Origin of the sequence: Salmonella sp. 741265116_PST (genome assembly GCF_046567715.1) — a bacterium.
GTDB classification, from domain to species: Bacteria; Pseudomonadota; Gammaproteobacteria; order Enterobacterales; family Enterobacteriaceae; genus Salmonella; species Salmonella enterica.
This window is the reverse complement of record NZ_JBKFPH010000007.1, coordinates 26886-43313: the sequence shown is the minus strand read 5'-3', so window position 1 is coordinate 43313 and position 16428 is coordinate 26886. Positions and strand designations below refer to the sequence as shown.

Annotated in this window: 14 protein-coding genes and 4 tRNA genes; 10 read left to right on the top strand and 8 right to left on the bottom strand. The window is 52.0% G+C overall.

Features of this window, described 5'->3' with window-relative positions; all coding sequences use genetic code 11:
• The first annotated feature begins 64 nt into the window (after positions 1-64).
• From csrA to ACLD11_RS06880, 10 genes are all read left to right on the top strand, one after another.
• A complete protein-coding gene (gene csrA / locus ACLD11_RS06925; RefSeq protein WP_000906486.1) occupies positions 65-250 on the top strand; it encodes a carbon storage regulator CsrA in 186 nt (61 codons plus the stop codon).
• Positions 251-553: 303 nt separating this feature from the next.
• Positions 554-646: transfer RNA gene (locus tag ACLD11_RS06920), tRNA-Ser, on the top strand.
• Positions 647-649: 3 nt separating this feature from the next.
• Positions 650-726: transfer RNA gene (locus ACLD11_RS06915), tRNA-Arg, on the top strand.
• Positions 727-923: 197 nt separating this feature from the next.
• Positions 924-1000 (top strand) — tRNA-Arg (locus ACLD11_RS06910).
• A 197-nt stretch (positions 1001-1197) separates the two neighbouring features.
• Positions 1198-1274 (top strand) — tRNA-Arg (locus ACLD11_RS06905).
• 230 nt (positions 1275-1504) lie between these two features.
• Entirely contained in the window at positions 1505-2071 is a 567-nt protein-coding gene (gene yqaB, locus ACLD11_RS06900; protein ID WP_411014705.1) for a fructose-1-phosphate/6-phosphogluconate phosphatase, read from the top strand.
• Positions 2068-2493 (top strand): YqaA family protein, encoded by a 426-nt coding sequence (locus ACLD11_RS06895; RefSeq protein ID WP_411014704.1) that lies wholly within the window; start codon positions 2068-2070, stop codon positions 2491-2493. The genes yqaB and ACLD11_RS06895 overlap by 4 nt, the downstream gene beginning before the upstream one ends.
• A 76-nt stretch (positions 2494-2569) precedes the next feature.
• On the top strand, positions 2570-4126 hold the full coding sequence (gene gshA, locus ACLD11_RS06890) for a glutamate--cysteine ligase (RefSeq protein ID WP_108638746.1): 1557 nt from the start codon (positions 2570-2572) through the stop codon (positions 4124-4126).
• Positions 4127-4275: 149 nt separating this feature from the next.
• A complete protein-coding gene (luxS, locus tag ACLD11_RS06885; RefSeq protein WP_001130194.1) occupies positions 4276-4791 on the top strand; it encodes an S-ribosylhomocysteine lyase in 516 nt (171 codons plus the stop codon).
• A gap of 346 nt (positions 4792-5137) precedes the next feature.
• Positions 5138-6508: a carbohydrate porin gene (locus tag ACLD11_RS06880; protein WP_183060279.1), complete on the top strand. Its 1371-nt coding sequence runs from the start codon at positions 5138-5140 to the stop codon at positions 6506-6508.
• 48 nt (positions 6509-6556) lie between these two features.
• On the opposite strand, the gene emrB is transcribed toward ACLD11_RS06880, so the two are convergent.
• The 8 genes from emrB to nrdF all read right to left on the bottom strand — a co-directional run bounded on the left by emrB (position 6557) and on the right by nrdF (position 16425).
• A complete protein-coding gene (emrB, locus tag ACLD11_RS06875) occupies positions 6557-8095 on the bottom strand; it encodes a multidrug efflux MFS transporter permease subunit EmrB (protein ID WP_001187298.1) in 1539 nt (512 codons plus the stop codon).
• Positions 8096-8111: 16 nt separating this feature from the next.
• Positions 8112-9284, bottom strand: coding sequence for a multidrug efflux MFS transporter periplasmic adaptor subunit EmrA (gene emrA, locus ACLD11_RS06870; protein WP_001275602.1), 1173 nt, complete (start codon positions 9282-9284; stop codon positions 8112-8114).
• A 126-nt stretch (positions 9285-9410) separates the two neighbouring features.
• The gene (mprA, locus tag ACLD11_RS06865) at positions 9411-9941 is read right to left on the bottom strand and encodes a transcriptional repressor MprA (RefSeq protein WP_000378431.1); all 531 of its coding nucleotides are present in this window, start codon (positions 9939-9941) and stop codon (positions 9411-9413) included.
• Positions 9942-10437: 496 nt separating this feature from the next.
• Positions 10438-11622 (bottom strand): MFS transporter, encoded by a 1185-nt coding sequence (locus ACLD11_RS06860; RefSeq protein ID WP_000165772.1) that lies wholly within the window; start codon positions 11620-11622, stop codon positions 10438-10440.
• Positions 11623-11786: 164 nt separating this feature from the next.
• Positions 11787-12782: a glycine betaine/L-proline ABC transporter substrate-binding protein ProX gene (gene proX, locus ACLD11_RS06855; RefSeq protein ID WP_001216613.1), complete on the bottom strand. Its 996-nt coding sequence runs from the start codon at positions 12780-12782 to the stop codon at positions 11787-11789.
• Between the two features lie 69 nt (positions 12783-12851).
• Positions 12852-13916 carry a glycine betaine/L-proline ABC transporter permease ProW gene (gene proW / locus ACLD11_RS06850; protein ID WP_000775021.1) on the bottom strand — a complete coding sequence of 355 codons (1065 nt, stop codon included), beginning with the start codon at positions 13914-13916 and terminating at the stop codon, positions 12852-12854.
• Positions 13909-15111, bottom strand: coding sequence for a glycine betaine/L-proline ABC transporter ATP-binding protein ProV (gene proV, locus ACLD11_RS06845; RefSeq protein WP_000985529.1), 1203 nt, complete (start codon positions 15109-15111; stop codon positions 13909-13911). Before proV ends, proW begins: the two co-directional genes overlap by 8 nt.
• A 354-nt stretch (positions 15112-15465) precedes the next feature.
• Positions 15466-16425, bottom strand: a complete 960-nt coding sequence (gene nrdF, locus ACLD11_RS06840) for a class 1b ribonucleoside-diphosphate reductase subunit beta (RefSeq protein WP_000777903.1) — start codon at positions 16423-16425, stop codon at positions 15466-15468.
• Between the last annotated feature and the right edge of the window lie 3 nt (positions 16426-16428).

The following is a 16428-nucleotide window of genomic DNA, read 5'->3' as shown; positions in this document are numbered from 1 at the left end:
TATATGATGGATAATGCCGGGATACAGAGAGACCCGACTCTTTTAATCTTTCAAGGAGCAAAGAATGCTGATTCTGACTCGTCGAGTTGGTGAGACCCTCATGATTGGCGATGAGGTCACCGTGACAGTTTTAGGGGTGAAGGGCAACCAGGTGCGTATTGGCGTGAACGCCCCGAAAGAAGTTTCTGTCCATCGTGAAGAGATCTACCAGCGTATCCAGGCTGAAAAATCCCAGCAGTCCAGTTACTAAGGTTTTCGCGTCTCACTTTTCGGGTGAGACGCAGCCTCTCTTCTCGCTCGCCCGCGTTGTCCCTTCATGACTTTTTTCAACCTCACTGTTGATATGGTGCGCTTTTGGCGGCCAGCGTGTCATCAAATTATCTGTTGATAAAACACTCTTTTTGGCTTTTTTACAGACTAATTGAGCGTGAAGTGTGCAAACGATAAAAGCTCTGGAAAAATTGTTTGACTTATAAGTCCCAGAAAGTAATATGTGCGCCACGCAGCGACGATGAGCAGAACAAGTTCTTCGAAGCACTCGTAAGAGGCGTGTGGTGAGGTGGCCGAGAGGCTGAAGGCGCTCCCCTGCTAAGGGAGTATGCGGTCAAAAGCTGCATCCGGGGTTCGAATCCCCGCCTCACCGCCATTTGCATCCGTAGCTCAGCTGGATAGAGTACTCGGCTACGAACCGAGCGGTCGGAGGTTCGAATCCTCCCGGATGCACCATATTCTCCGTACTTTCAGTGATGAAGATACGGATAAGATAAGCGGTAATCACCGCTGGCACCAGGAAGGATAACGTTGCGTCAGCAACGGCCCAAAGGGCGAGCCGTAAGGCGAGTAATCCTCCCGGATGCACCATCTCTTAATTGATACGGCTTTCACCGCGGTATCAATATCAGCAGTAAAGCAAGTTTCCCAATGCATCCGTAGCTCAGCTGGATAGAGTACTCGGCTACGAACCGAGCGGTCGGAGGTTCGAATCCTCCCGGATGCACCATATTCTCCGTACTTTCAGTGATGAAGATACGGATAAGATAAGCGGTAATCACCGCTGGCACCAGGAAGGATAACGTTGCGTCAGCAACGGCCCAAAGGGCGAGCCGTAAGGCGAGTAATCCTCCCGGATGCACCATCTCTTAATTGATACGGCTTTCACCGCGGTATCAATATCAGCAGTAAAGCAAGTTTCCCAATGCATCCGTAGCTCAGCTGGATAGAGTACTCGGCTACGAACCGAGCGGTCGGAGGTTCGAATCCTCCCGGATGCACCATATTCTCCGTACTTTCAGCGATGAAGATAAGATAGCTATAATCACCGCTGGCACCAGGAAGGATAACGTTGCGTCAGCAACGGCCCATAAGGCGAATAATCCTCCCGGATACGTTCCTGCCCTGCAATCGCTTTTCCCCTTATCCTGAACATACCTCTTCATCTCTATTAGCGACAAAATCAACCAATTGCGATAAAGTACTGTCTGGTTATTCGGTTTGCGAGAACACGATGTACGCACGTTATGCTGGTTTGATTTTTGATATGGACGGTACTCTCCTGGATACCGAACCCACGCATCGCAAAGCGTGGCGTGAGGTTTTGGGGCGCTATGGTCTTCGTTTTGATGAACAGGCAATGGTCGCGCTTAACGGTTCGCCAACCTGGCTTATCGCCCAGTCAATCATTGAGCTTAACCATGCCGATCTTGATCCCCTGTCACTGGCGCGCGAGAAAACCGACGCGGTAAAAAGCATCCTGCTGGACTGCGTAGAACCGCTGCCGCTGGTTGAGGTGGTTAAAGCGTGGCATGGGCGGCGTCCCATGTCGGTCGGTACCGGTAGCGAAAGCACTATCGCGGAAGCCTTGTTAGCGCATCTGGGACTGCGTCGTTATTTTGATGCGGTTGTGGCGGCAGATCACGTACAGCATCACAAACCCGCGCCTGACACCTTCCTACTGTGCGCCCAGCGGATGGGCGTCATGCCGACGCAGTGCGTGGTATTTGAAGATGCCGATTTTGGTTTACAGGCGGCGCGGGCGGCGGGAATGGATGCCGTGGATGTTCGACTATTGTGAGTGACGGACTGTCGCTCCTGTCTCTGTTTGCCAGCAGTTTTCTCAGCGCGACGCTGTTACCCGGTAATTCTGAGGTGGTTTTGGTTGCTATGCTGGTCTCCGGCGTCAGTCATCCCTGGGTCTTAGTCTTAACAGCAACAATGGGGAATAGCCTTGGAGGGGTAACTAACGTTATTCTTGGGCGTTTCTTTCCGCTGCGCAAAACGTCGCGCTGGCAGGAAAAAGCGACTGGCTGGCTAAAGCGTTATGGCGCAGCCACACTATTATTAAGCTGGATGCCGGTTATCGGTGATTTGTTGTGCCTGTTAGCGGGATGGATGCGCATCCCGTGGGGGCGGACGATCTTTTTTTTGTGTCTTGGTAAGGCGCTGCGCTATGTTGCGCTCGCAGCGGCGACGGTTCAGGGCATTATGTGGTGGTAATAATTGTAGGTTTGGCATGTATGGCCGCCATTACAGTTATGCTTATTAAAACGATTTGGACAGGCGGGAGGTCAATTTGATCCCGGACGTATCACAGGCTCTGGCCTGGCTGGAAAAACATCCTCAGGCGTTAAAGGGGATACAGCGCGGGTTAGAGCGCGAAACGCTGCGTGTCAATGCTGATGGCACGCTGGCGACAACAGGTCATCCTGAAGCGTTAGGTTCAGCGCTGACCCATAAATGGATTACCACGGATTTTGCGGAAGCCCTACTGGAGTTTATTACGCCAGTCGATGGCGATATCCAGCATATGCTCACTTTTATGCGCGATCTCCATCGGTATACGGCCAGGAAACTGGGCGATGAGCGGATGTGGCCATTAAGTATGCCCTGCTATATTGCGGAAGGGCAGGACATAGAGCTGGCGCAGTACGGCACATCCAATACCGGGCGCTTTAAGACGCTCTATCGCGAAGGGCTGAAAAATCGTTATGGCGCTTTGATGCAAACCATCTCCGGCGTACATTACAATTTTTCATTACCGATGGCGTTCTGGCAGGCGAAATGCGGCGTTACGGAAGGCGAAGCGGCAAAAGAAAAAATTTCTGCCGGCTATTTTCGTCTGATTCGCAACTATTACCGTTTTGGCTGGGTCATCCCCTATCTATTTGGCGCGTCTCCGGCCATTTGTTCCTCTTTCCTGCAAGGAAAGCCAACCACATTACCGTTTGAAAAAACGGACTGCGGCATGTACTACCTGCCGTATGCGACGTCGCTGCGTTTGAGTGATTTGGGTTATACCAATAAGTCGCAAAGCAATCTCGGAATTACGTTTAACGATTTGCATGAGTATGTGGCAGGTCTGAAGCGGGCAATTAAAACCCCTTCCGAAGAGTACGCGCGGATTGGTCTGGAAAAAGACGGCAAGCGGCTACAGATTAACAGCAACGTTCTGCAAATTGAAAATGAGCTGTACGCGCCCATTCGTCCCAAGCGCGTGACGCGCAGTGGCGAATCGCCTTCTGACGCGCTTCTGCGTGGTGGTATTGAGTACATCGAAGTTCGTTCTCTCGATATTAACCCGTTCTCACCGATCGGCGTAGACGAGCAACAGGTGCGCTTCCTCGATCTGTTTATGGTCTGGTGCGTATTGGCCGATGCGCCGGAAATGAGTAGCGATGAGCTGTTATGTACGCGTACTAACTGGAATCGCGTTATTCTGGAAGGGCGTAAGCCGGGCCTGACGTTAGGCATTGGCTGTGAAACTGCGCAATTCCCGCTGCCCAAAGTAGGAAAAGATCTCTTCCGCGATCTGAAACGCGTGGCGCAAACGCTGGACAGTATCCACGGGGGAGAGGAGTATCAAAAGGTGTGTGACGAGTTGGTCGCCTGCTTTGATAATCCTGAACTGACATTCTCCGCCCGGATCCTACGGTCTATGATTGATGAAGGCATTGGCGGCACCGGGAAAGCGTTCGGTGAGGCTTACCGTAATCTGTTACGCGAAGAGCCGCTGGAGATTTTACAGGAAGAAGAGTTTATTGCTGAACGTGACGCTTCAGTACGTCGTCAGCAGGAGATTGAGGCGGCGGATACCGAGCCGTTTGCCGCGTGGCTTGCAAAACACGCCTGACCCAAAAGAAAAAGGCCACTCACTGAGTGGCCAAAATTTCATCGCTGAAAACAGGGATGATGATAACAAATGCGCGTCTTTCATATACTCAGACTCGCCCCGGAACAAAGAGTTCAGTTTATTTTTAAAAAATTATCGGAGGTGACTAAATGCCATTATTAGATAGCTTCGCAGTCGATCATACCCGGATGCAAGCGCCGGCGGTCCGCGTGGCAAAAACGATGAACACCCCGCATGGCGACGCAATCACCGTATTTGATCTGCGTTTTTGCATTCCGAACAAAGAAGTGATGCCGGAAAAAGGGATTCATACGCTTGAGCATCTGTTTGCTGGCTTTATGCGCGACCACCTTAATGGTAACGGCGTTGAGATTATCGATATCTCGCCGATGGGCTGCCGTACCGGCTTTTACATGAGCCTGATTGGCACGCCGGACGAGCAGCGTGTTGCCGACGCCTGGAAAGCGGCGATGGCGGATGTGCTGAAAGTGCAGGATCAAAACCAGATCCCGGAGCTGAACGTTTACCAGTGCGGTACGTATCAGATGCACTCGCTCAGTGAAGCGCAGGACATTGCCCGTCATATTCTGGAGCGTGATGTACGCGTGAACAGCAATAAAGAGCTGGCGCTACCGAAAGAAAAACTGCAGGAACTGCATATTTAGTCTTATTGGTAAGCGGTTCCAGTATTTAAATTAACCCCGGTTTATGTCCGGGGTTTTTTATTGCTTAATATAATTTTTGTTTATTATATTTGCGGCGAGAATACATTTTAAATTAAGTAGTGCCTGGCCTGTTAAATAATAAAGTGTGATCTGGTAAACAGAAAAGGCGGCATAATTAACGATGCCAGAGTGTATTGATCACATAAACTAAAAATCATAAATAATTAATAGAAAAACATAATGGAATGCGCCAGATATCCAGGTAATAACAAGACTCTACTAATAGCCGGTAGATGGGGTTTTTAGCAAATCTTATCTGGTATACATCAAACTTAAGGGATAAAAAATGAAGGCTAAATATTTGGCGCTGCTGATCGGTGCTTGCTTTTCTCATAACCTTTGGGCAGCGAATAATATCACTATTGAGCAGCGTCTGGCTGAACTGGAGCAACGTGTTGTTAATGCTGAAAAACGGGCATCCGATGCCGAGGCGCAAATTCGCTCGCTGAAACAGCAGCAGGTCGCCGCTACGCCGACGGTGAATGTCCAGTCCGCCGAGCCCATAGCAGCAGGTAAAAAGCCGCCGAAGCTGACCTTATCCGGATTCAGCGATATTAAGTTCTATGGCGATGTCGAATTTAATATGGATGCGGCAAGCCGTTCCGGTAGCCTGACATCGATGAGAACGTCAGCGAATAAAGATTGGGCATCAGGAACCAATGAACGCTGGGATATTAACGGACGCCTGTTGCTGGGCTTTGATGGCTACCAGCGGCTGGACAATGGTAATTTTGCCGGATTCTCTGTACAGCCACTGGCGGACCTGACCGGAAAAATGAACCTTGATGATGCTGTTTTCTTCTTTGGTCGTGAGAATGACTGGAAAATTAAGGTTGGTCGTTTTGAAGCCTACGATATGTTCCCGCTGAATCAGGATACGTTTATTGAATATTCGGGGAATACAGCGAACGATCTTTACAGTGACGGTTACGGCTATATCTATATGATGAAAGAAGGACGGGGACGTAGCGACAGTGGGGGTAACTTCCTGCTGAGTAAAACCATCGACAACTGGTATTTCGAAGTTAACACATTGCTGGAAAATGGCAGTACGTTATATACCGAGAAGCAGTACCACGGAATGGATTTAACCAACGATAAAAACGCGGCTTACGTCCGTCCGGTTATCGCCTGGCAAAACGGGCGTTTTTCAACGGCGATAGCGATGGAAAGTAACGTCGTTAACAACGCCTATGGCTATTATGAGAATGGGAAGTGGATCGATCAGTCAGATCGTACGGGCTATGGTTTTACCATGACCTGGAATGGTCAAAAAACTGACCCGGAAGATGGCGCAGTGATTAACCTGAATACCGCCTATATGGATGCGACCGATGAGACAGATTTTACCGCTGGGGTGAATGCGCTGTGGCATCGATTTGAACTGGGTTATATCTATGCGCATAACAAAATCGAAGCCTTCAATGCTACCAATATCGATGCCGTTTGTGAGGACGATTGTTGGATCACCGATCCCGGCAATTATGACATTCACACTATTCATGCCTCATATTTATTCCCCAACGTGATGGATATGAAAAACTTTAACATCTATCTCGGTGCCTATGCTTCATGGGTAGAGGCCAATCCGAATAATGGCGATAACAGTGAAGATGCGCGTTACGGCGGGCGTCTGAGATTCAAATATTTCTTCTGATTGTTGGTCTACTAAAAAAGGGATCCGCAGATCCCTTTTATCAGATAGTTAGTGCGCGCCGCCACCGCCGCCGCCCGCACCGAAGGGCGGTTTGGCGAACCACACCAGGCCGAGCAGCACCAGGAAGATCCCCGCCGACATCCAGAAGATTTCGTTGGCGGAAATAATCAGCCCCTGATTCGTGATTTGCTGGGCTATCCAGCCTGACGCCTGTTGGTGCGTCATCCCTAAGCCTTCCAGTTTATCGTACATAGCCTGAGCGTTTGGATTATACGCTGTAACCGACTCCGTGAGCTGAGCATGGTGTAGCGACTCACGATCGGTCCACATAGTGGTGGTAATCGAGGTGCCGATGGAGCCCGCCAGCGTTCGCGTGAAGTTCGACAGGCTTGATGCCGCCGCCAGCCGTTCGGGCGGTAACCCGGAGAGCGTAATGGTGGTCAGCGGCATAAAGAAGCAGGCGACGGCAAATCCCTGAATAAACTGCGGCCATGCGGAAGCGCCGAAATCCATACCCGGTTCGAACGTCCAGGCGCGCCAGTAAAAACAGACGGCGTACATAATGAAGCTGAACGTGACCAGCCTGCGCATATCCAGTTTATGCGCGAAGCGTCCGATAATCGGCGACAAAATTACCGGAATAATACCGACTGGCGCCGACGCCAGACCTGCCCACGTTGCGGTATAGCCGTACACCTCTTGCAAAAGCTGCGGCAGTAGAACAATGGCGCCGAAATAGAGCATATAGGCAAGGCTGATGCACAAGCAGCCAATAGTGAAGTTACGCGATTTAAAAAGAGAAAGATCGACGATAGGGTGATCGTCGGTCAGTTCCCAGACGATCAGGAAACTGATGGCGATGACGGCGACCACGGTCAGGATGATAATTTCCTGTGAGGAGAACCAGTCCAGCTCTTTACCGCGGTCGAGCATAATTTGCAGGCTGCCGATGCCAATCACCAGTAACGCCAGCCCGACGGCGTCAATACGTCGCCGTTCGGTATGCGTTTCACGTCCGCGCAGCGTGTGTAACGTCATCAGGACGACGGCGATGCCAATCGGCACGTTGATGAAGAAAATCCATCCCCAGTGGTAATTATCACTGATATAGCCCCCCAGAATCGGGCCGCAAATCGGCGCGACAATGACGGTCATTGACCAGAGCGCCAGCGCAATGGAGCGCTTTGCAGGCGGATAGTTATTCAGCAACAGGCTTTGCGAGAGCGGAATCAGCGGCCCGGCGACCACGCCCTGCACCACGCGGAAGAAGATCAGCATATTCAGGCTGCTGGATACGCCACAGGCCCAGGAGGCTGCGGCAAAGGCGACCGTCGACCACATGAACAGTTTGACTTCGCCAAAACGTTTCGCCAGCCAGCCGGTTAAGGGAATCGAGATAGCGTTCGCCACCCCGAAAGAGGTGATAACCCATGTCCCCTGGCTTAGGGAAGAACCCAGGTTCCCGGCGATGGTCGGAATCGCCACGTTGGCAATGGTGGAGTCCAGCACCTGCATGAATGTCGCCAGCGACAGCGCGATCGTCATGATGACGAGCTGCGCGCCTTCCAGCGGTTTTTGCTGTTGTATCACACGCACCTCAGGATTAACCCGCGTTAGCCTGTACGATGTCGTCGATCAGTTTATTGACCGGCGCGAGATTAATTTCGCGTGCGTTACTTTCGGCAACCGGCGTCGTTCGTACCTGGCTGGCCAGTACCTGACCGTCGCGATTAGCGGTATCCACGGTGACCAGCGTCGATAAACCAATACGCAGCGGATGTTGTTCTAACTGGCGGGCGTCCAGTTCGACGCGTACCGGCAGACGTTGAACCACTTTAATCCAGTTACCCGTCGCATTTTGCGCGGGCAGCAGGGAGAAGGCGCTGCCTGTTCCCATATCCAGACCGACGACTTTACCGGTGTATTTTACGTCGTCGCCATAAATGTCAGTAATAATCGTCACTGGCTGCCCAATGCGCATATTCGCTAATTGGGTCTCTTTAAAGTTAGCGTCCACCCACAGATCGGTTGCAGGCACCACGGCCATCAGCGGCGTGGTGGGGCTGATTTGCGCGCCAGGCTGGACGGCGCGGCGGGAGACATAACCGGTCATTGGGCTGACGATGCGAGTACGCTCCAGCGCCAGCCAGGCGTTACGCACTTCGGTCGCCGCTTGTTGAACCGCAGGCTGATCTTCCAGATTACTGTTGAGTATCATTGCCTGGTTGGCATTGTACTGTTGAATGGCGACATCCAGCTGTGCCTGCGCGCTGGCGACGGCATCGCGGGCGTGTTGCAGTTCTTCACGGCCAATAAGATTGGCATTACCCAGCGGCACACGACGGTTAAGGTCGCTTTGCGCTTGCGCCAGGGCGGTTTTTTGCACGTCGATATTCGCCTGCAACTGCTTGCTGTTAATCATCAACTGGTGCGTCTGGCGCACGCTGGAGGCCAGCGCCGTTTTGGCTTTTTCAAACGCTTGTTTGGCGTCAGTCTGATCGAGCGTGACCAGAACATCGCCCTCTTTTACAAAGTCGGTGTTATCAGCCCAGACTTTCGTCACGCTGCCTGACACCTGCGCCATGATTTGAACCTGGTTCCCTGCCACGTAAGCATCATCTGTCTCTTCAATATGACGCAATACTAAAAACCAATAAATTCCATATGCCACGGCAATAATAACAAAGAGCAAGGTAAGAAGTAGCAGCGCTGTTTTGCGTTTGCCTTTCTTCTTAGCCGGTTGCTGCGGGGTTTGGATCTCCGCATTTGCGCTCATGTTGTTCTCCACGATCTTATTATTCACATCGGCTGAGCCGACCTGTTGTCAGAAAGGCCAGCAGTAACGCGTGCCGGCCTGTCCGCTTTCCTGTTATTAATCTGGATTTTTGAGCGGGTCGGCGCTTTAGCGCAGCGCCTCAAGAACAGTGCCTTCCTGCTCCATTTGATCAAGACGCGTCAGGAGTTTACGAGTGATGTGCTCAAGTTGATCTTTTTCGGCAGTGCTAAGTGATGACCAGAGTTGATGCAGACAATGATGCTGAGGTGGAAGCACTTCTTGCAAAAATGCCTGGCCTTTCTCCGTTAATTGCAGATGCAGGCAACGGCGGTCGTTATCGCTCTCACGACGCTCAATCCAGCCGCGTTTTTCCAGCTCATCTGCAATGCGTGTCGCATTGGTGCGAGATGAACCCAGCGCGCAGCTTAATTCAGACGGCTGAATACTGTGGTTTTCCTGAGACTCCAGCGTAATCAACGCCATAAACAACGTCTCGTTAATCCCTTGAGCCTTCAGCATTTTATTGCGGTTTTCCAGGAGCTTGCCTTGCATGTGCATACAAAGACGAGTCAAAAGAATTTCCTGGTAAGGAAAGTCTTCGTGACGGCTGGCGCGAAATTTTAGCATTTGTTCAATGGGCGTAAACGAACTATCCATTTGGGCATGACCTCATTAATTTCAGCCGATATAGTAACGACAGTGACAAATAAAGTAAATGTATTATTAATACAAAATCATTCTTTCAGGCTATAAAGCAACCAATGATACGCAGACTGAGACGCCAGCGGGAACATTGGGCCCGGTAAAGCGCCGCCTGCGGCAAATCCAGGAATGACGAGAAAAGCGTGAGTGCCTGCATGAAAAAATCAGGAGAGAACGATAAGCGGGAGGGGCGAAAGCCGGGTAAACGGCCTTACAACCCGATGCAAAAGCCACCGGAATATCACGGATAGCTATCGGTGAACGACCTTCGAATCCTTGAACGGGCGCTATTGGCCTGGGAGCAGATGGGGATGCAGGGCTTTCCATAGAATTATATTATTCTTCACCGGTATAAAAATAACCATGATAAATGAATAGCATAACCTTAACAGACTGGGGAGCTCCTTAACACCCTAAGGAGCTTAAACAAAGGTAAACGCTCACTATCCGCTTAATTTACGGCTTCCTGTCGGTGAAAACCTCGCCACCAGACCAGTAAATTAAGTAAGGCTACCGTGACACCCGCCAGACAAACGCCGGCCCAGCCGGCATGTTGCCAGGCGGAGGCGGAAATCAGCGACCCTGCAGCGCCACCGATAAAGTAGCTGGTCATATAGCCGGCGGTGAGCCGGTTACGCGCATCCGGATGCAAACGATAGATGACCGTCTGATTGGTGATATGTACCCCCTGAACGGTGAGGTCCAGTACCAGAATGCCAATAATCAGCGCCAGTACCGAGGTGTGCCCAAGCCAGATAGCCAGCCAGGAGAGTAACAGCAGCAGTAAGCCGAACGTGGTGGTGAGGTGAGATTTACCTTTATCGGCAAATCCGCCAGCCGGACGCGCGCCTAAAGCGCCGGCGGCCCCCGCCAGGCCAAACAGGCCAATCATCCCCTCGGAATAGCTAAACGGCGGCGCGGCGAGCAAAAAGGCCATTGACGTCCAGAGGATGCTGAAATTAGCAAAGGTCAGGCAGCCCAGCATTGCGCGGGTACGCAGCAGCTTATCGTGAATAAACAGGCTGAATACAGAACCCAACAGTTGCGGGTAGTTAAGATGGGTGTCGGATTTGAGCTTTGGCAGTCCGCGCCATAACGCGACGGCCATCAGCGCCATCAGCGCCGACGCTACCCAAAATACGGTGCGCCAACCGCCGAGGTTTGCCAGCAGTCCGGCGACCGTTCGCGCCAGCAGGATCCCCAGCAACAGGCCGCTCATAATGGTGCCGACCACTTTACCGCGGGTGGCGGGCGTCGCAAGCGTGGCGGCCAGCGGAACCAGAATCTGCGCCACCACGGAGAACAGTCCGGTTAAGGCCGTTCCGAGTATCATCATGCTAAGCGACTGACTGCTGGCGGTGATTAGCATTCCGCCAGCCGCCAGCAACGTCATGGAGACAATCAGCGTTCGGCGTTCAAACATGTCGCCGAGCGGCACCAGAAACAACAGGCCAGCGGCATAGCCCAACTGCGCGGCGGTAACGATAAACCCTGCGGAGCTGGCGGAAAGCGAAAAGTGATGCGCGATGGTATCAAGCAGCGGCTGGGCGTAGTAGTTGCTGGCGACCGCCAGACCCGTGGCCACAGACATTAAAACGATCAGCGCCGGGCTAAGCCCATGGGTGGGTTTCGTCATGATGGTAATCGTGATTCAGATAATTATTTCCTGGGAAAACAATCATAGCGGATGTTGATGAATAAAGGGGAACGGTGACGTGATGAATCGTGCGCTTTGAGGAGAGATTGCGTTGGCCGGATAGCGGCGCATGAACTGCGCCTTATCCGGCATAAAAAACGATCTTATTTCTGCGCGGCCAGCGCTTCTTTCACCCAGCCGTCAAACTGCTGCTGGTGGGCGTTGATCCAGCCGTCTACGTGGCCCTGAACATCGGCTTCAGACGATTTACCGGCATGCATCATGGCGTTCTGAGCGTTGATATCCGCCAGCGGCAGCTTCATGATGGCGAACAGTTTCGCCGCCGCCGGGTTTTTCTCCGCCCATGCCTTATTGGCGACAATATGCATGGTATTAACCGGGAACCCATAGTTCGCGCCGTTCGGCAGTTTAGTATCAATATTTTTCTGTTCGCCCGGCAGGGAGGAGAACGGTACCTGTAGCCAGACGACATCTTTACCCGGCTTCATTACGTCGCTCACCCAGTACGGAGTCCAGGTGTAATACAGCACCGGCTTGCCTTCTTTAAAACGGGTAATGGTATCAGCCATCATCGCCGCATAGTTACCGTGGCTGACCTCAACGGTTTTTTGCAGATCAAACGCTTTATTCTGGTGATTGATCACGGCTTCGCAGCCCCAGCCCGGCGAGCAGCCCATCATGTCCGCTTTTCCGTCGCCATTGGTATCGAAGATTTTGGCGATTTTCGGATCTTTTAGCTGAGCGATATTGGTGATGTTGTACTGCTCGGCGGTTTTTTTATCGATCAGATAGCCCTGCGCAGCGCCGGAGACGAAGACGCCCTCGCGGTAAAACTTTTTGTCTCCGCCTGCTGCGGCATACATATCATCATGCAGCGGCTGCCAGTTCACGGCGGTAAACGTCGCATCGCCAGAGGCGATGGAGGTATAGCCTACGTTGTAATCGACTTCACTCGGCTTATTTACGGTATAACCCAACTTTTCCAGCGCCCGGCTGACCAGTAACGTCTGGAAGGACTCTTCAGAAATCGTGCTTTGGATAGGTTGAACGGTAATGCCTTTGCCAGGCAGGTCGGCAGCGAAAGCGCTGGCGGTGACAAGGGTGGCAAACGCTGAGGCAAATATCACGGTATGTCGCATCGTTGTTCCTTTAATTATGGTAGGGAGTTGTAAGCCCGGTAAGCGCAGCGTCACCGGGCGTCAGGAGAGTTACTTAACGAAAGGGCGGGTGATTAGCCCAACAGGACCGGTGGTATACCAGCGGCGGTTACCGCGGCTACGCGAATCGCGCCCGACGGCCTGCGTCAGACGATCCAGGATGATGGCGAGAATCACAATGCCGACGCCGCCGACGGTTGCCAGCCCCATATCAAGACGACCAATGCCGCGTAGTACCATCTGGCCAAGCCCGCCGACCGCAATCATCGAGGCGATGACGACCATCGAGAGAGCCAGCATCAGCGTCTGATTAACGCCTGCCATAATGGTGGGCATCGCCAGCGGTAGCTGCACTTTGAACAACATTTGGCGCGGGCTGGCGCCGAACGAGCGCGACGCTTCAATTAAGTCGGCAGGCACCTGGTTAATGCCCAGGATCGTCAGGCGTATAATTGGCGGTAGAGCAAAAATAATCGTCACCACCACGCCCGGCACGTTACCGATGCCGAATAACATGACAATCGGCACCAGATAGACAAACGCGGGCGTGGTCTGCATCGCATCCAGCAGCGGACGAACTATTTTGGCCGCGCGCGGGCTGCGCGCCAGCCAGATTCCCATCGGTAATCCGATCACGACGCAGAACAACAGGGCGGTCAGCACCAGCGCCAGGGTAATCATCGCCTGCGACCAGGCGCCGATCGCGCCGATGGCGATCAGCGATATCAGCGTTGCGATCCCCATGCCCACGCCGGAAACCTGCCAGGCAATCAGCGCAAAGAGAATAATCGCCACAGGGGCGGGCATTCCCAGCAGCAGTTGCTGAAAGCCGTTAAGGATGTAATCCACCGGCACACGAATCCCCTGAAAAAGGGGACGGAAATGGGTGACGACCCAGTCGATTCCCTCTGTGACCCAGCTATCCAGCGGGATTAGCGTCTTATGGAACGGGTCCAGAAGAGAAAAGTGTTCAGGGGCTGGCGCGGGCGCGCTGTTCAACCAGTCGGTACTGCCGCCGTCCGTGGCTACGCCTGCCGGTGTTCCCCAGGCATCAGCCGTTTGCGTCGTAGTATCGGCCACCTGTGCGGTATCCCACGGATTCGTTTGATCAGCCATTGTTACCCCCCTCGCGATCTAAAGCCTGTAGCAACATACGTTTTGAAATAATGCCAACATACTGGTGTTCTTCATCGACAACCGGCACCGCGCAGGGCGCCTGACCGACGTGAGAGAGCAACTCGCTGAGTGGGGTTTGCGCATCAACGACTAAAGGGTCGTCGATAAGCGCCGCTTCAATCCCTTGCGCCTGGCTTAATGCCGCTTTTAATGAGTCGATGGACACGACGCCCACGAATTTATTGCCACGCTCAATGACGTAACCATATTCACGGTCTTCGTCCTGTAATAATTTCAGTGCCGAACGGGGACCGAAACCTGGCGTTTTACGAATTAAGCCGACCGGACTGCGACGGGCAATATCTTTGGCGCTAAAGACCTGACTAATATCCACGCCACGGAAGAACGTGCGGACATAATCATTTGCCGGATTATTCAGGATCTCATCCGGCGTACCAACCTGTACGACCTCGCCATTTTGCATAATGGCAATCCTGTCGCCAATACGCATAGCCTCATCAAGATCGTGGGAAATAAAGACAATGGTGCGCTGATGTTTCGCCTGTAATTTCACCAGCTCATCCTGCATTTCGGTACGAATTAATGGATCGAGGGCGGAAAACGCTTCATCCATTAATAAGATATCAGGGTTGATTGCCAGCGCGCGGGCAAGTCCAACACGCTGACGCATCCCACCGGAAAGTTCATCCGGATAGGCGTGAGCGTAATTCTCAAGCCCTACCTGACGCAAGGCGTCCAGCGCTTTTTCGCGACGCTCTTGCGCCGCGATGCCCGCTAATTCCATACCGAATGCCGTATTATCCAGCACGGTCATATGCGGCATGAGCGCAAATGACTGGAAGACCATCGCAATCTTTTTCCTGCGCACCTCGCGAAGCTCAGCGTCTGATATTTTGGCAATATCAACGCCGTCAATCAGTACCTGTCCGCGGGTGGGTTCAATCAGGCGATTGAGAAGGCGTACCATTGTGGATTTACCCGAGCCGGATAATCCCATGATGACAAATATCTCGCCTTCTTCAATGGCCAGACTGGCGTCTTTAACGCCAAGCGATAGCCCCGTTTTTTCCAGTATTTGCTCTTTCGATAGTCCCTTTTCAATATATTTGAAGGCACGCTGCGGATGCTCTCCAAATATTTTATACAGATTCTTCACTTCTAATTTAATTGCCATGCAATAGAATGATTCCTGTTATTTACTTATGTCGATATGTTACCTGATAGAAATAGTTACCTTTTTCTACCCTAACATACTCAGAATCTGAGACAACCCTGAATTTGCTTCTGGCATGAATATTGCGAGGTGCTATCGGCTGTGATTTCCCATGATATAAGGGCTGAACGCGAATGGAGAGGGAGAGATATTTTTTGGGACAACCAGCAAAAATCCACCTGAACTGGGGGAATCCAGGTGAATAATCTCACTCGTATTGAGTGTAGGACATGTTGTAATATTTGCGCGATTTGACTCCCTATTGCCTGAAATAAAGGCATGGAAAATGTAACGTTATTTCCCATGCCCATAAGGTTAAAAATTCCAGTCTTCGTCTTCGGTTTCGACTGTTTTCCCCATCACATAAGATGAACCTGAGCCGGAAAAGAAATCATGGTTTTCGTCGGCATTCGGCGAGAGCGCGGCAAGGATTGCGGGATTCACGTCTGCCATCTCCGGCGGAAATAACGCCTCATAACCCAGGTTCATTAAGGCTTTATTGGCGTTGTAGCACAAGAAGGCTTTGACGTCGTTAACCCAGCCGGTTTCCGCATATAATGCTTCTGTGTAGCGGATTTCGTTGTCGTACAGTTCCATCAATAAATCCAGCGCGAAAAGCTTTAACTCTTCGCGCTCGATTGCCGATAGTTTTTGTAGCGCTATCTGATACTTATAGCCAATATAATAACCGTGAACCGCTTCATCGCGAATGATTAAACGAATCAGGTCGGCAGTGTTCGTGAGCTTACCGCGGCTGGAGAAATACATCGGCAGCCAGAAGCCGGAATAGAACAGAAAAGACTCTAAAAAGACGCTGGCAATCTTTTTCTTTAGCGGTTCATCGCTGACGTAATGAGCCAAAATAATCTGCGCCTTACGCTGTAGCGGCGGGTTTTCTTCGCTCCAGGCGTAGGCGGCATCAACCTCTTTCGTCTGGCACAGCGTGGAAAAAATAGAACTGTAAGAGCGGGCGTGTACCGCTTCCATAAAGCTGATGTTCGACAGCACTGCCTCTTCATGCGGCGTGATGGCATCTGCCATTAACGACGGCGCGCCTGCGATGTTCTGGATAGTGTCGAGCAGCGTAAGTCCCGTAAACACGCGAATGGTGAGCTGCTGTTCGGCGGCGCTCAGCGTCTGCCAGGCCGGAATATCATTCGACAACGGCACTTTTTCCGGCAGCCAGAAGTTACTGGTCAGCCGGTTCCACACCTCCAGATCTTTGTCGTCCTGGATCTTGTTCCAGTTGATGGCGCTAATACGAGATAATTTCATATG

Bases quoted from the DNA above. Each gene is read 5' to 3' on its own strand.
- csrA (WP_000906486.1), top strand. From the start codon at position 65: ATGCTGATTCTGACTCGTCGAGTTGGTGAGACCCTCATGATTGGCGAT.
- yqaB (WP_411014705.1), top strand. From the start codon at position 1,505: ATGTACGCACGTTATGCTGGTTTGATTTTTGATATGGACGGTACTCTC.
- luxS (WP_001130194.1), top strand. From the start codon at position 4,276: ATGCCATTATTAGATAGCTTCGCAGTCGATCATACCCGGATGCAAGCG.
- ACLD11_RS06880 (WP_183060279.1), top strand. From the start codon at position 5,138: ATGAAGGCTAAATATTTGGCGCTGCTGATCGGTGCTTGCTTTTCTCAT.
- emrA (WP_001275602.1), bottom strand. From the start codon at position 9,284: ATGAGCGCAAATGCGGAGATCCAAACCCCGCAGCAACCGGCTAAGAAG.
- mprA (WP_000378431.1), bottom strand. From the start codon at position 9,941: ATGGATAGTTCGTTTACGCCCATTGAACAAATGCTAAAATTTCGCGCC.
- ACLD11_RS06860 (WP_000165772.1), bottom strand. From the start codon at position 11,622: ATGACGAAACCCACCCATGGGCTTAGCCCGGCGCTGATCGTTTTAATG.
- proX (WP_001216613.1), bottom strand. From the start codon at position 12,782: ATGCGACATACCGTGATATTTGCCTCAGCGTTTGCCACCCTTGTCACC.
- proW (WP_000775021.1), bottom strand. From the start codon at position 13,916: ATGGCTGATCAAACGAATCCGTGGGATACCGCACAGGTGGCCGATACT.
- proV (WP_000985529.1), bottom strand. From the start codon at position 15,111: ATGGCAATTAAATTAGAAGTGAAGAATCTGTATAAAATATTTGGAGAG.
- nrdF (WP_000777903.1), bottom strand. From the start codon at position 16,425: ATGAAATTATCTCGTATTAGCGCCATCAACTGGAACAAGATCCAGGAC.